The organism is Pseudomonas sp. GW821-FHT02H06 (genome assembly GCF_059421525.1).
In genome coordinates, this window is sequence record NZ_JBWKVD010000015.1 from 34409 (window position 1) to 47529 (window position 13121).

Consider the following 13121-nt stretch of genomic DNA (forward strand, 5'->3'; position numbering starts at 1 on the left):
ACAGAAGCGAGCATTATCACTTAGCTCACAGATAAAAACAGTCGGTCTTTCAGAGAAGCGTCGCAAGATGTTTCTTGTTCTATAATTTCCAACTTTCGCAAGGTTGTTTCTTTCTATGTCGAGCATCACCCGGGATGCGCTACGCACCGCAACGTTGTACGGGCTTTTGTCGATGGTGTGGCTGGCGATCAGTGACTATTTACTGCCGCGGCTGATCGAGGACGCGACCGTGCTGACGCGAGCGCAACAGACCGGCGGTTATCTCTGGCTGGCCGTCAGCGCAGTGCTGATCTATCTGGCTCGCTCGCGGCTGCTGCGATTCATGGGCGTCACCGAGCTGGCGCGCCGGCATGAGGACATGCAGCGTCTGCGACTGGCAGCGGCCGTATTCGACACCACGCTGGAAGGCGTGCTGGTCACCGATGCCACGGGCGTGATCGTCCACGTGAACCGCGCTTTCAGCGAGATCACCGGGTATCAGCAGGACGAAGTGGTGGGTTTGCGGCCGAGCACGTTCAAGTCAGGCCGCCATGGCCCCGAGTTCTACGAACGGATGTTCAAGACCATCCTCAGCGCCGGGCAGTGGAGCGGCGAGATCTGGAACCGGCGTAAAAGCGGCGAGATCTACCCGCAGTGGCAGAGCATTCGTCCGATCCGGGACGAGGAAGGCGAAATCACACAGTTCGTCGCCGTGTTTTCCGATATTTCTTCGATCAAGCATTCCGAGCGAGAGCTGGCGCATCTGGCCCATTACGATCCTTTGACCGGTCTGCCCAATCGCCTGCTGTTCACCGACCGTGCCGAGCAGGCTCACACCCACGCACGCCGCAATAAGCGCACCCTGGCGCTTCTGCTCGTCGATCTCGATCACTTCAAGCACATCAACGAAAGCCTCGGCCACAACGCCGGGGACGAAGTGCTGAAAGCCGCCGCCGAGCGGCTGCAAATCCATCTGGAAAAGGGCGTCACGCTGGCGCGGCTGGGCGGCGACGAATTCGCGATTCTGCTCGAAAATGCCCAGCAGGTCGCGCAATCCGCCGAACTGGCGCAGAGCATTCTGGAAGGGCTGCGCGAGCCTTTTCTGGTCAGCGGGCAATCTCTGTTTCTGACAGCAAGCGTCGGCATCAGCATCTTTCCCCAGGATGCGCTGACCGCCGAACAGTTGCTGCGCAATGCCGACGCCGCGCTTTCACAGGCCAAGCATCAAGGGCGGGAAAGCTACGCGATGTACACCGCTGAACTGACCGCCCACGCCCAGCGCCGCGTCGAATTGGCGGCCGAGCTGCGACAGGCCGTCGAGGAAAACGAGCTGCGGGTGTTTTATCAGCCGATCCATAACCTCCACAGCCGCTGCATCGAGGGCGTCGAGGCACTGGTGCGCTGGCAGCACCCCGCGCGCGGCATGGTCTCGCCGGGTGAATTCATCCCCATCGCCGAGCAAAGCGGGCTGATCGCCGACATCGACAACTGGGTGCTGACCCAAGCCTGCCGGCAGATGGGCGAGTGGCTGGCGGAGGGTGTAAATATCGCCTTCGTCGCCGTCAACGTGTCCAGCCGATTGTTCGGTCGCGGTGATCTTGATCGCCGGGTGGCCAAGGTGCTGAACGAAACTGGTCTGGCACCGGAGTTTCTGGAGCTTGAGGTGACCGAAAGCGCGATCATGGACGACCCTGATCAGGCCATCGAGCAGATGCACCGTCTGCGGGATCTGGGTCTGAAACTGTCCATCGACGATTTCGGCACGGGGTACTCGTCACTGCTGCGGCTCAAGCGCATGCCGGTGCAGAAACTGAAAATCGATCAAGGGTTTGTGGCCGGGTTGCCGGACGACGATGACGACATCGCGATCGTCAACGCCATCATTGCCCTGGCCCGTGCCATGGGCATGCGCGTGCTGGCAGAAGGCATTGAGCAGGCCAGTCAGGCCGGTTTTCTGCTGAAGCACAACTGCGAACTGGGGCAGGGCTATTGGTTCGCGCGCCCCATGCCGGCGGAACAGATCAACTGGCAGCATGCGCCGGTGTTTGTCTCTGCCTGACACAGCCGTGTGGCGCGCGCCACACGTTCAGAACCGCTTTATCGGTCGTTCCCGGCCAACCTCAGGCGCAAATGCCTTTTGGTTATATCTGCATTCTTAAATAGTATTTTTAAGAATATCTCTGCCTCTCTACTATCGCGCTCACGCCACAAGCAGCGTTTGCCCCCACGCTGCGGCAAATCTTTCAAGGAGCACGAACATGAGCGCATCTCTACGTAGCGTTGACGGCCAGGACGAAGCAAGCATTTTGCGTGAAATTCAAAGCGCGCTGCGTGACCTGCGTTTTGGCGCGGTTGAAATCACGGTGCACAACGCGCAAGTGGTCCAGATCGAGCGCAAGGAGAAATTCCGTCTGCAAAACCCGAGCAACAAGCAGGGCTGAGGCACGCTCCCGCATAACGAACACCGCATGACCTAAAACTAGAAAAAGCCAACAACACACATTTGTCCAGGAGCCTGATTCATGTCCATTCGTCGTTATGCGCTGGCCGCGCTCGCCAGTGCGGTGTTTGCCGGTTCTGCTGTCGCCAAGGATTTCACCCTGCTGAACGTCTCGTACGACCCGACGCGCGAGCTGTATCAGGACTACAACGCCGAATTCATCAACTTCTGGAAAAAATCCCATCCGGGCGACACCGTGAAGATCAACCAGTCCCACGGTGGCTCGGGCAAGCAGGGCCGCTCGGTGATCGACGGCTCGCCTGCCGACGTGGTCACCCTGGCCCTGGCCGGCGACATCGACGAAATCGCCAAGCTGGGCAAGACCATTCCTGAGAACTGGCAGACCAAGTTGCCGGACGCCAGCACCCCGTACACCTCGACCATCGTGTTCCTGGTGCGCAAGGGCAACCCGAAAGGCATCCATGACTGGGGCGACCTGATCAAGGACGGAGTATCGGTGATCACGCCAAACCCGAAAACCTCGGGCGGCGCGCGCTGGAATTTCCTGGCGGCTTACGGTTACGGTCTGAAATCCAATGGCGGGGATGAAACCAAGGCCAAGGATTACATCGGCAAACTGTTCAAGCACGTTCCGGTGCTGGATACCGGCGCACGCGGTTCGACCATCACTTTCGTCAACAACGGTCAGGGTGACGTGTTGCTGGCGTGGGAAAACGAAGCGTTCCTGGCGTTGAAAGAAGACGGCGGCGCGGACAAGTTCGACATCGTCGTCCCTTCGCTGTCGATTCTGGCCGAGCCTCCAGTGGCCGTCGTCGAGAAGAACGCCGAGAAGCACGGCACCACCGAAATCGCCACCGAATACCTGAAGCACCTGTACAGCAAGGAAGGTCAGGAAATCGCGGCGAAAAACTTCTATCGTCCTCGCGATACGGAAGTGGCCGCCAAGTACGAGAAGCAGTTTCCTAAACTCAATTTGCTGACCATCGACAAAGACTTCGGTGGCTGGAAATCGGCTCAGCCCAAGTTCTTTGATGACGGTGGTGTGTTCGATCAGATCTACATTCCGCAGTAACCGCAGCCCCCCACGGAAAAAATGGACCCGGACTTGTTCCGGGTAACGTGTGTAAACCAAGGACTTTTATGTCTCGACGCATATCCCCCGTCATACCCGGCTTCGGGCTGACGCTGGGCTACACATTGGTGTACCTCAGTCTGATTGTGCTGATACCGCTTGCGGTCATGTTCATCCACGCCTCCCAACTGAGCGCCGTTCAGTTCTGGAACGTCGTCACGGCGCCTCGCGTGCTTGCAGCGCTCAAGCTGAGTTTCGGCACGGCGTTCTTCGCGGCGATCATCAACGGCATCATCGGCACCCTGCTGGCCTGGGTGCTGGTGCGTTACACCTTCCCCGGTCGCAAGATCATCGACGCGATGATCGATCTGCCCTTCGCATTGCCCACCGCCGTTGCCGGTATCGCGCTGACTGCGCTGTACACGCCGACGGGTTTCATCGGCCAGTTCGCTGCCGATATGGGCATCAAGATTGCCTACACCCCCTTCGGTATCACCCTGGCGTTGACCTTCGTCACCATGCCCTTTGTGGTGCGCACGGTTCAGCCGGTGCTGGCGGACATTCCGCGTGAAGTTGAAGAAGCCGCGGCGTGCCTTGGCGCCAAACCTCTTCAGGTGTTCCGTCACATCCTCGTCCCGGCCTTGTTGCCTGCCTGGCTGACCGGCTTTGCGCTGGCCTTCGCCCGGGGCGTGGGTGAATACGGCTCGGTGATTTTCATCGCCGGCAACATGCCGATGAAGACCGAGATCCTGCCGCTGCTGATCATGGTCAAGCTCGACCAGTACGACTACACCGGCGCCACGGCGATTGGCGTGATGATGCTGCTGGTGTCGTTCGTGCTGTTGCTGCTGATCAATCTGTTGCAGCGACGCATCGAAACCCCTAACTGAGGAGGCGCACGTATGTCTGGTTCATCGCTCATTGCTGCGTCCTCCGCCAATGCTGCCCGTCGTGGCAGCGCGGTGTCGCGGCGCATTCTGATCGGCCTTGGCTGGCTGGTCTTCGCGTTCTTCCTGCTACTGCCGCTGGTGGTGGTGATCGGCCAGGGCTTGAGTAACGGCCTCGGCGGATTCTTCGCGGCTATCCTGGAGCCCGATGCGCTGTCGGCCCTCAAGCTCACGGTGTTCGCAGTGCTGATTTCGGTGCCGCTCAACGTCGTCTTCGGCGTCGCGGCGGCCTGGTGCGTAAGTAAATACTCGTTCCGCGGCAAGGCGATTCTGGTCACCCTGATCGACCTGCCGTTCTCGGTCTCGCCGGTCATCGCCGGTCTGATTTACGTGCTGATGTTCGGCGCCCGTGGCGTGTTCGGCCCCTGGCTGCAGGAGCACGACATCCAGATCGTCTTCGCCCTGCCGGGCATCGTGCTGGCGACCATCTTCGTGACCGTGCCGTTCGTGGCCCGCGAGCTGATCCCGCTGATGCAGGAGCAGGGCACCCAGGAAGAAGAAGCCGCGCGCCTGCTCGGTGCCAATGGCTGGCAGATGTTCTGGCATGTGACCGTCCCCAACATCAAATGGGGCCTGATCTACGGCGTGGTGCTGTGTACCGCGCGGGCCATGGGTGAGTTCGGTGCGGTGTCTGTGGTCTCGGGCCACATTCGCGGCGTGACCAACACCCTGCCGTTGCATGTCGAGATTCTCTACAACGAGTACAACCACGTGGCTGCATTTGCCGTGGCGAGCCTGTTATTGATCCTTGCGCTGTTCATCCTGCTGCTCAAGCAGTGGAGCGAAGCGCGCATTAGCCGTCTGCGCAAAAACGCGGCGGAGGAATAACTCATGTCGATCGAAGTCCGTAACGTCAGCAAGAATTTCAACGCCTTCAAGGCCCTCGACGGCATCAGTCTGGATATCCAGAGTGGCGAGCTCGTGGCGCTGTTGGGCCCGTCCGGCTGTGGCAAGACCACGCTGCTGCGCATCATTGCCGGGCTGGAAACGCCGGACAAAGGCAGCATTGTGTTCCACGGCGAGGATGTCTCCGGCCACGACGTGCGCGATCGCAACGTGGGGTTCGTCTTCCAGCATTACGCGCTGTTCCGCCACATGACGGTGTTCGACAACGTCGCCTTCGGCCTGCGCATGAAGCCGAAGAACCAGCGCCCGAACGAAAGCCAGATCGCGGTCAAAGTGCATGAGCTGCTGAACATGGTGCAGCTGGACTGGCTGTCGGATCGCTATCCGGAGCAATTGTCGGGCGGTCAGCGTCAGCGGATTGCCTTGGCCCGCGCCTTGGCGGTGGAACCCAAAGTGTTACTGCTTGACGAACCGTTTGGCGCGCTGGACGCCAAGGTACGCAAGGAGCTGCGTCGCTGGCTGGCGCGGCTGCACGAAGACATCAACCTGACTTCTGTATTCGTGACCCACGACCAGGAAGAGGCGATGGAAGTCGCGGACCGCATCGTGGTGATGAACAAGGGCGTGATCGAGCAGATCGGTTCGCCCGGCGATGTCTATGAGAACCCGGCGAGCGATTTCGTGTATCACTTTCTGGGTGACTCGAACCGCCTGCATCTGGGCGAAGATAACCACGTGTTGTTCCGCCCGCACGAGGTGTCGTTGTCACGGCATGAAGTGGAAGGGCACCACGCGGCGGAAGTGCGGGACATTCGTCCGTTGGGCGCCACGACGCGGGTGACGCTGAAGGTCGAAGGGCAACCCGAACTGATCGAAGCGGAAGTGGTAAAAGACCATGACAGCCTGACAGGGCTGGCGCGGGGAGAAACGCTGTTCTTCAAGCCGAAGGTCTGGCAGAAGCGGGAGAGTATTTAGGGCGCTCTCTGATCAAGAGTATTTAAGCGCTCTCTAATCAAATGGACAGCTCGGCCACCGCGCTGTCTGGGGATAAATACACATCTTGTGGGAGCGAGCTTGCTCGCGAAGAGGCCATTACATCCGCTAGATTTTCAGCGGCTGGAATCCAGCCTTCGTGAGCAAGGTGGAGCGCCACCCCGGTCACTCCCACATTCCTTCATCCGCAGGGAAATCAGCGATGTCCTTCGACGATCGATCTGATTGGTTGTTAAAACACAGTTCTAGACCGCAGCCTTCTTCAAATCCCGCCGGTGCGTCTTGCCCACCCGCGCCTCGATGGCGTGTTGCAACTTCTTTCGCATTCCCAGCAAAAAAGCCGCTTCGGCAACGACAAACAGCGGGCCGATGATCAGGCCTGTGAGGTCGTCGACAAACGCCGGCTTGCGACCCTCGTAATAATGGCCCACAAACTGAATCGCCCAACCGAGCACGAACAGCCCGACGCCGGCGCTGAGCCAGACCATGGTGGTCTGTTGCGCCAGGCTTGCGCCGAGCCACAGGCACAGCGCGAGCAGAACGCCCATCAGCACGCCGAAGAAGGCGTCCAGCCGCAGGTAGAAAAACGTCGCCGCCAGACTCACCAGCAAGGCCGGCGACACCCAAAGCCCGCCGAGGGACCAACTGGTCCAGCCGGGGCGTGACAACAGCACGGCCACGGCGATCACGATCAGGGGAATGCCGACGAAGTGGGTAACGATATTACGGGTGTCGCGGTGGTAGGCCGCGTACTGGCTGAGGTGATCGACGAGGTTTTTCATTGTTATTCCTCTCTGGATACATGGATCATGCCGCTGATTTTTTTTGGCTGAGGCCGCTGCACGGCTCAGCCTGCAACAAAACGCCGGCTATCAAAAGGAGATTCACATGACGAATGGAACCCAATGGCGCTCATGGTTTATCAACGACCGATGGTTCCGCGATCTGCCTGCGCTGTTGCAGGATAGCTTGCTGATCGGCATGCGACAGCGCCGGGTGACGCCCGGCAAATCGATCTTCCAGCGCGGCGATCCCTCGCCCGGCCTGTATGCGTTGCTCACCGGTTCGTTACGCATTAATCCTCTCAAGCCGCAGCAAACAGACATCCCCCCGGCAGAAGGCTATCGGCCCTTCTGGTTTGGCGAAGCCTCGCTGTTCGACAGCCTGCCCGCGACCCACGATGTCTTCGCTCAAGGCGCGGTCATTCTCCTGCACATGCCCCATGCGCCACTCAAGCAACTGCTGGCTGAACACCCGGCCTTGTGGCGGCATTTCCGTGATTTGCTGGGGCGCAAGCTCGGGCTCGCCGTCCCCGCCCTTGAAGACATCACCCTGATGCCCACCGAGGAACGCGTGGCGTTTCGGCTGCTGATGCTGGCCGAGGCCTACGGCGAGATGGATCGTTCGGTGCGCAGCGTGCCTCTGTCCGACATGGCCTCCAATCGCTGCCTCGGGCTGAGCGCTGAGGTGGTCGAACGGGTACTTGGGGAGTTCGCCGAACGGCAAATCGTGCGCCGCGATCACGACCTGATCCATGTGCTGGACACCGAATGGCTGCGCGAGACGGCGCTTCATCGCCTGACCGGCGCAGGCGCGTGATGGCGTCACCGGTCAGCGATTCATCCCTTCGCGGTACTGGCTGGGCGTCATGCCGGTCCAGCGCTTGAACGCGCGGCTGAAACTGCTGGTGTCAGCGAAGCCGAGCAGGTAGGCCACTTCACTGAGCGAGCAGCCGGGGTCGCGCATGTGTTGCAGCGCCAGATTCTGCCGGCACTGATTGAGCAGCAGATCGTAGCGACAACCCTCGTCGGCCAAATGGCGCTGAAGGCTGCGCAGGCTCAGGTGCAGGGTGTGGGCGATGTGCTCGGCGGACGGCTCGCCTTCCGGCAATTGAGTTTCGATGGCGCCGCGCACCTTGCGCTCCCAGGTCAGCGCGCTGAGTTGTTCGAGGGTGCGGTTGAGCACGGCCTCGTTATGCTCGGCCAACTCGGGATTGGCGTCGTCCAGATGGCTGTCGAAATCCTCACAGGAGAAGAGCAGCAGATTCTCCGCCGCACCAAAGAACAGCGGCGCACGGAAGACGGCATGCCAGGGCTGCGGATCTTCCGGTTGCGGCCGCATCAGGTGAACGGCCAGCGGCGCGTAATGACGGCCCAGGCGATTGCGGCAAGTGCGCACATAGATTGCGGCGAAGGCGTCCATCGCCTCATTGGCCGGCATCGGGCTGCCGTCGGGCACGCGGAAACGAAACTCGTAATGCTCGTCCACGCGTTCAAAACTCATGACCAGCGCGTCGCTCACCACCGGGTGATAACGCACGATGCGCTCGAACACCTCACGCAACGACCCGCTGGCAACCAGCGCATAACCGAGCGCATGAAAGGTCGTCGGGCTGACGAACCGCGACACTCGCAAGCCCAGCGCCGGATCGCCGCTGGCCTGCACGGCCAGTTCCCAAAAACGGGTGGTGACCGTCACCGGGTATCGCGCGTTGGGGTCATCCATCAGCTGGGGATCCAGGCCCGCAGCCCGGCTCAGTGCGAGGCTGTCGAGGCCGAGGGCATCGAGTTGCTTGCGCAGGGCGCGGGTCCAGCTGGCGAGGATGCTCGGCTCAGACATACAAGTTGGCGCTTCCGGTCTACAGATTGGCGTTCACGGTCAGGCAGCATCCGGGCTTAAGCGGCAAAGTGGTGCCACGTTTTTTCATCCTGAAACCGGAGAATGGAAGCATGCACGACACTTCTGCAAGTGCTGCCGGACTGAATGCACAACAACGATCAGCGCATATTCGTGCGGTGGTTTCCGCCCATGGTGCCGCGCTGCGAGAGCGCTATCCGATGCTGCGGCACCAGGATGCCATCGGCGCCGGCATCCTGTGCTTCGCACTCGCCGGCATGATTGGCAGCGCGACGCTCTATATCGGGGGTTACCTGGCCTGGTGGGCGTGCCTGCTGCTGAATGCGTTCTTTGCGTCGCTGACCCATGAGCTTGAACACGACCTGATCCACAGCATGTATTTCCGCAAGCAGCGGGTGCCCCACAATCTGATGCTTGCATTGGTCTGGATGGCGCGGCCGAGCACGATCAATCCCTGGATTCGTCGGCACTTGCACCTCAATCATCACAAGGTCTCCGGCACCGAGGCAGATATGGAAGAGCGCGCCATTACCAATGGCGAGCCGTGGGGCCTGGCGCGGTTGCTGATGGTCGGCGATAACGTGATGTCGTCGCTGATCCGCATGCTGCGGGCGAAAACCTGGGCGCATAAATTCAGCATTCTCAAGCGCACCCTGCGCGTCTATGCGCCGCTGGCGCTGCTGAATTGGGGCGCGTGGTACGTGTTTCTTGGCTTCCATGCCGCCAATGGCATTGCCGGTCTGATGGGCAGCTCGATTGACTGGTCGGCGAACACGCTGGCGGTCATGCACGTCATCGACGTCGCTGTCGTGGTCCTCGTCGGTCCGAACGTGCTGCGTACGTTCTGTCTGCATTTCGTCAGTTCCAACATGCATTACTACGGCGACGTCGAACTGGGCAATGTCATGCAGCAGACCCAAGTGCTCAATCCGTGGTGGATGTGGCCGATGCAGGCGTTCTGCTTTAACTTCGGCAGCACCCATGGCATTCATCACTTCGTGGTGAAGGAGCCGTTCTATATCCGCCAGATGACGGCACCCGTTGCGCACAAAGTGATGGCTGAAATGGGGGTGCGGTTCAATGATTTCGGCACCTTCGGGCGGGCCAACCGCTTTGAACGAACGACTGAAAACGACGCGGTCCTCAAGCCTGCACGCGGTTGATACCTGGCGGCCCATTGCGCCAGTCTCGCCGGCTTGTGGGAAATTTCTCCGGATAAAAATTTCTGTAACAACCGCCCCTTAATCTCTGCTCATCCCCGGCGAGCTGGGGGCAGACAGCGTGATTCTCAGGGTCACCCCTTTAAGGCAGGGGGTGGCCCTCTTTTTTTTGCGCCTTTCCCTGAGGCTGCTGCATATATTTTCGAGCTATTAATAAATAGCTTCTTATTCTTTTTCGAATATATGTCCGATCCCTATACTCGCCCCCATGAACGCAACATGCAGGAGGCGAAGGCCATGCATAACGAATCGATCCGTTACCTGATCGTGCCAGGCTGGCAAGGATCTGCCGACGACCATTGGCAAACCCATTGGCAGAACAGTCTGCCCAATAGCGTGCGTGTGGAGCAGGCCGACTGGCTCAAGCCGCGCCGAGAAGATTGGGTGGGTGAGCTGCAACGCGCTATCGCCTCTGACAGCACCCCGGTGATTCTCATCGCCCACAGCCTGGGTTGCGTGACCGTTGCCCATTGGGCGCAGCTGGCGCCACTGGCGAGTTTGCGTCAGGTGCGCGGGGCCCTGCTGGTGGCGCCCGCTGACGTCGAGCGCCCCAATTGCCCGCCGGCGATCCGCAATTTCGCGCCGATTCCCGAGCACCTGCTGCCGTTCCCGACCCAAGTGGTCAGCTCCGATAACGATTCCGCCGTCAGCGCATTGCGCGCGATGGAAATGGCCCGCAACTGGGGCGCCGAAATCGGCATTCTCAGCGGCGCGGGCCATATCAATGTGAAGTCCGGGCATCAACGCTGGGAACAGGGTTTCGCTTATCTGTACCGGCTGCAAGGGCGCATCGAGCATTTCAACCGCCGCCGCGCATGACCATCGCATTTGCAACGGTCGTTGCGCCTGAGACCTCTTTTCTCACGATCACTTTCGCCGCAGTGAACCGACAGGCGCTGCGGCCTTTTTTTTAAAAACGCTTCGGTCAATGGATGGCCGGGGCGGGAGCCTGCCATGAGCCTTTCCGACCTATCGAGCAACCCGCTGTTGACCTTCCCTGATGCTGAAAAAAGCCCGCTGAGCATCCGCGCCAAGGCCCTAGTGTTCATCGATCCACGATCGCGGCAATTGCGCGAAGAGATGGAACTGCTGGCGCCGCTGGACTTGCCCGTGTTGATCCGCGGCGAATCCGGCACGGGAAAGGAATTGCTGGCGCGTCATATTCATCGAGGTAGCGACCGGGCCGGGTTATTCGTGTCGGTCAACTGCGGCGCCATCAGCTCGACCTACGCCGACGCCGAGCTGTTCGGTTACGCCGCCGGCGCCTACAGCGGGTCCGCCAGCAGTCGGGCAGGCTGGTTCGGCTCGGCAACGGGCGGCACGTTGTACCTGGATGAAATCGCCGACCTGCCGATGGCGATCCAGATCAAGTTGCTGGCAGCGCTGGAAAACCACGAAGTCACCCGCGTCGGCGCCACGCAGCCCAGCCAGGTCGACGTCAGACTGGTCGCCGCGACCAGCATCGATCTGCGCCTGTCAGTCGCCGCTGGCAAATTCCACGAGCGGCTTTATCGCTACCTGAACGAAGGGCGCCTCGACCTGCCGGCGTTGCGCGAACAGCCCGGCAACATCCTGCCGTTGGCCGAGTACTTCCTGGGGATTTACAGCCAGCGCTTCGATTTTGAGATGCCGCTGATCAGCGAAGACGCGCAACGAGTGCTCGAAGCCCATTACTGGCCGGGCAACACACGGGAGCTGGAGAACGTCATTCACTTCGCGTTGCTGGTGAGCAGCGGCGCGGAGATCCTGCCTGAGCACCTGAATCTGCCGGTCCGGTAATGGCTCTTGAGCTCACTGAGCAGGTAGCCGGGTGGCAAAATGCCCGCTGATAGCGAAAAGGCATAACCATCCGACTAAAAAGTATTGTCTCGGAATAAAAAATCTCGGTACTGTCCGCATCAGCCGCTCCCCTGCCAAGGGTCGATCCCGCGGCAGACCGAAAACAAGTCGCCCACGAGGCGACCCGATTTCTATTAAGGACATCGCATGAAGAAGACGTTTTTGTTCACCGCACTGGCGGCTGCTCTCTCCCTGGGCATCAGCGCTGCACAAGCTGCCGAGAAGCTCGTCGTGGGCGCCACCGCTGTTCCGCACGCCGAGATCCTCGAGCTGATCAAGCCTGAACTGGCCAAAGAAGGCGTGGACCTGCAAATCAAGGTCTTCACCGACTACGTGCAGCCGAACGTGCAACTGAACGAGAAGCGTCTGGACGCCAACTACTTCCAGACCAAGCCTTACCTGGACGGCTTCAACAAAGGCAAGGGCGCTACCCTGGTGACCGGCGTCGGCGTACACGTCGAACCGTTCGGCGGCTACTCGAAGAAGTGGAAGTCCATTGACCAGTTGCCTGAAGGCGCAACCGTTGCCATTCCGAACGAAGGCAGCAACGCCGGTCGCGCTCTGCTGCTGTTGCAGAAGAACGGCCTGATCACCCTGAAAGACCCGACCAACGCCTTGTCGACGCCGAAAGACATCGCCACCAATCCGAAGAAACTGAAGTTCCGCGAACTGGAATCGGCTCTGCTGCCCCGCGCGCTGGATCAGGTCGACCTGGATCTGATCAACACCAACTACGCGCTGGAAGCCAAGCTCAGCCCTAAAAAGGATGCGCTGATTCTGGAAGGCTCCGACTCGCCGTACGTGAACTACCTGGTCACCCGCACCGACAACGCTCACACCGACGCGATCGAGAAGCTGTCCAAGGCGCTGACCAGCCAGCAGGTCAAAGACTTCATCAACAAGAAGTACGACGGCGCAGTTATCCCGGCGTTCTGATGAAGGCTTGAATGCGCGATTGCAGCGCATTCGTATACAAAACGCGCTTGCCCGCCGTTGCTCCCGCTCCGCTGACGTACTGTCATCGGGTGCATGGAAGTGACGGCGGGCAAGTGCGTTTTTGCGTTTCGAGCGTAGCGCCTATGCATAAGTCGGCTTTTAGGCGCCTCGCTCATCAGTAATGGCCAACG

12 protein-coding genes and 1 pseudogene are annotated in these 13121 nt (G+C 60.1%); 11 read left to right on the forward strand and 2 right to left on the reverse strand.

What is annotated here, in order from left to right:
* Nucleotides 1-115 precede the first annotated feature (115 nt).
* The 6 genes from dibA (at nt 116) to AC07VF_RS20950 (ending at nt 6280) form a co-directional block, all read left to right on the forward strand.
* Entirely contained in the window at nt 116-2038 is a 1923-nt protein-coding gene (dibA, locus tag AC07VF_RS20925; protein WP_282372097.1) for a phosphodiesterase DibA, read from the forward strand.
* Between the two features lie 199 nt (nt 2039-2237).
* Nucleotides 2238-2420, forward strand: a complete 183-nt coding sequence (gene oscA, locus AC07VF_RS20930) for a sulfur starvation response protein OscA (protein WP_065990977.1) — start codon at nt 2238-2240, stop codon at nt 2418-2420.
* 81 nt (nt 2421-2501) lie between these two features.
* Nucleotides 2502-3512, forward strand: a complete 1011-nt coding sequence (locus AC07VF_RS20935; protein ID WP_192173045.1) for a sulfate ABC transporter substrate-binding protein — start codon at nt 2502-2504, stop codon at nt 3510-3512.
* Between the two features lie 68 nt (nt 3513-3580).
* Nucleotides 3581-4402, forward strand: coding sequence for a sulfate ABC transporter permease subunit CysT (gene cysT, locus AC07VF_RS20940; protein ID WP_192173044.1), 822 nt, complete (start codon nt 3581-3583; stop codon nt 4400-4402).
* Nucleotides 4403-4414: 12 nt separating this feature from the next.
* Nucleotides 4415-5287 (forward strand): sulfate ABC transporter permease subunit CysW, encoded by an 873-nt coding sequence (gene cysW / locus AC07VF_RS20945; RefSeq protein ID WP_192173043.1) that lies wholly within the window; start codon nt 4415-4417, stop codon nt 5285-5287.
* Nucleotides 5288-5290: 3 nt separating this feature from the next.
* Nucleotides 5291-6280 carry a sulfate/molybdate ABC transporter ATP-binding protein gene (locus tag AC07VF_RS20950; protein WP_172610084.1) on the forward strand — a complete coding sequence of 330 codons (990 nt, stop codon included), beginning with the start codon at nt 5291-5293 and terminating at the stop codon, nt 6278-6280.
* Between the two features lie 263 nt (nt 6281-6543).
* Here AC07VF_RS20950 and AC07VF_RS20955 read toward each other — a convergent pair whose 3' ends face one another.
* A complete protein-coding gene (locus tag AC07VF_RS20955) occupies nt 6544-7080 on the reverse strand; it encodes an Mpo1 family 2-hydroxy fatty acid dioxygenase (RefSeq protein WP_282371870.1) in 537 nt (178 codons plus the stop codon).
* A gap of 106 nt (nt 7081-7186) precedes the next feature.
* On the opposite strand from AC07VF_RS20955, the gene AC07VF_RS20960 reads away from it, so the two are divergent.
* Nucleotides 7187-7897: a Crp/Fnr family transcriptional regulator gene (locus AC07VF_RS20960; RefSeq protein ID WP_423573834.1), complete on the forward strand. Its 711-nt coding sequence runs from the start codon at nt 7187-7189 to the stop codon at nt 7895-7897.
* A 12-nt stretch (nt 7898-7909) separates the two neighbouring features.
* Here AC07VF_RS20960 and AC07VF_RS20965 read toward each other — a convergent pair whose 3' ends face one another.
* Entirely contained in the window at nt 7910-8917 is a 1008-nt protein-coding gene (locus AC07VF_RS20965) for an AraC family transcriptional regulator (RefSeq protein ID WP_423573833.1), read from the reverse strand.
* A gap of 110 nt (nt 8918-9027) precedes the next feature.
* Here AC07VF_RS20965 and AC07VF_RS20970 point away from each other — a divergent pair, with 110 nt between their 5' ends.
* The 4 genes and pseudogenes from AC07VF_RS20970 (at nt 9028) to AC07VF_RS20985 (ending at nt 12930) form a co-directional block, all read left to right on the forward strand.
* Nucleotides 9028-10098 (forward strand): fatty acid desaturase, encoded by a 1071-nt coding sequence (locus AC07VF_RS20970; protein WP_346627283.1) that lies wholly within the window; start codon nt 9028-9030, stop codon nt 10096-10098.
* A 294-nt stretch (nt 10099-10392) separates the two neighbouring features.
* Nucleotides 10393-10974, forward strand: a complete 582-nt coding sequence (locus AC07VF_RS20975; RefSeq protein ID WP_133775665.1) for an alpha/beta hydrolase — start codon at nt 10393-10395, stop codon at nt 10972-10974.
* 135 nt (nt 10975-11109) lie between these two features.
* A pseudogene (locus AC07VF_RS20980) lies at nt 11110-11925 on the forward strand (sigma 54-interacting transcriptional regulator); the annotation flags it as partial.
* A gap of 216 nt (nt 11926-12141) precedes the next feature.
* Nucleotides 12142-12930 carry a MetQ/NlpA family ABC transporter substrate-binding protein gene (locus AC07VF_RS20985; RefSeq protein ID WP_192173035.1) on the forward strand — a complete coding sequence of 263 codons (789 nt, stop codon included), beginning with the start codon at nt 12142-12144 and terminating at the stop codon, nt 12928-12930.
* Nucleotides 12931-13121: the final 191 nt, after the last annotated feature.

Coding starts and splice junctions, on each gene's coding strand:
- dibA (WP_282372097.1), top strand. CDS start 116: ATGTCGAGCATCACCCGGGATGCGCTACGCACCGCAACGTTGTACGGG.
- oscA (WP_065990977.1), top strand. CDS start 2,238: ATGAGCGCATCTCTACGTAGCGTTGACGGCCAGGACGAAGCAAGCATT.
- AC07VF_RS20935 (WP_192173045.1), top strand. CDS start 2,502: ATGTCCATTCGTCGTTATGCGCTGGCCGCGCTCGCCAGTGCGGTGTTT.
- cysT (WP_192173044.1), top strand. CDS start 3,581: ATGTCTCGACGCATATCCCCCGTCATACCCGGCTTCGGGCTGACGCTG.
- cysW (WP_192173043.1), top strand. CDS start 4,415: ATGTCTGGTTCATCGCTCATTGCTGCGTCCTCCGCCAATGCTGCCCGT.
- AC07VF_RS20950 (WP_172610084.1), top strand. CDS start 5,291: ATGTCGATCGAAGTCCGTAACGTCAGCAAGAATTTCAACGCCTTCAAG.
- AC07VF_RS20955 (WP_282371870.1), bottom strand. CDS start 7,080: ATGAAAAACCTCGTCGATCACCTCAGCCAGTACGCGGCCTACCACCGC.
- AC07VF_RS20960 (WP_423573834.1), top strand. CDS start 7,187: ATGACGAATGGAACCCAATGGCGCTCATGGTTTATCAACGACCGATGG.
- AC07VF_RS20965 (WP_423573833.1), bottom strand. CDS start 8,917: ATGTCTGAGCCGAGCATCCTCGCCAGCTGGACCCGCGCCCTGCGCAAG.
- AC07VF_RS20970 (WP_346627283.1), top strand. CDS start 9,028: ATGCACGACACTTCTGCAAGTGCTGCCGGACTGAATGCACAACAACGA.
- AC07VF_RS20975 (WP_133775665.1), top strand. CDS start 10,393: ATGCATAACGAATCGATCCGTTACCTGATCGTGCCAGGCTGGCAAGGA.
- AC07VF_RS20985 (WP_192173035.1), top strand. CDS start 12,142: ATGAAGAAGACGTTTTTGTTCACCGCACTGGCGGCTGCTCTCTCCCTG.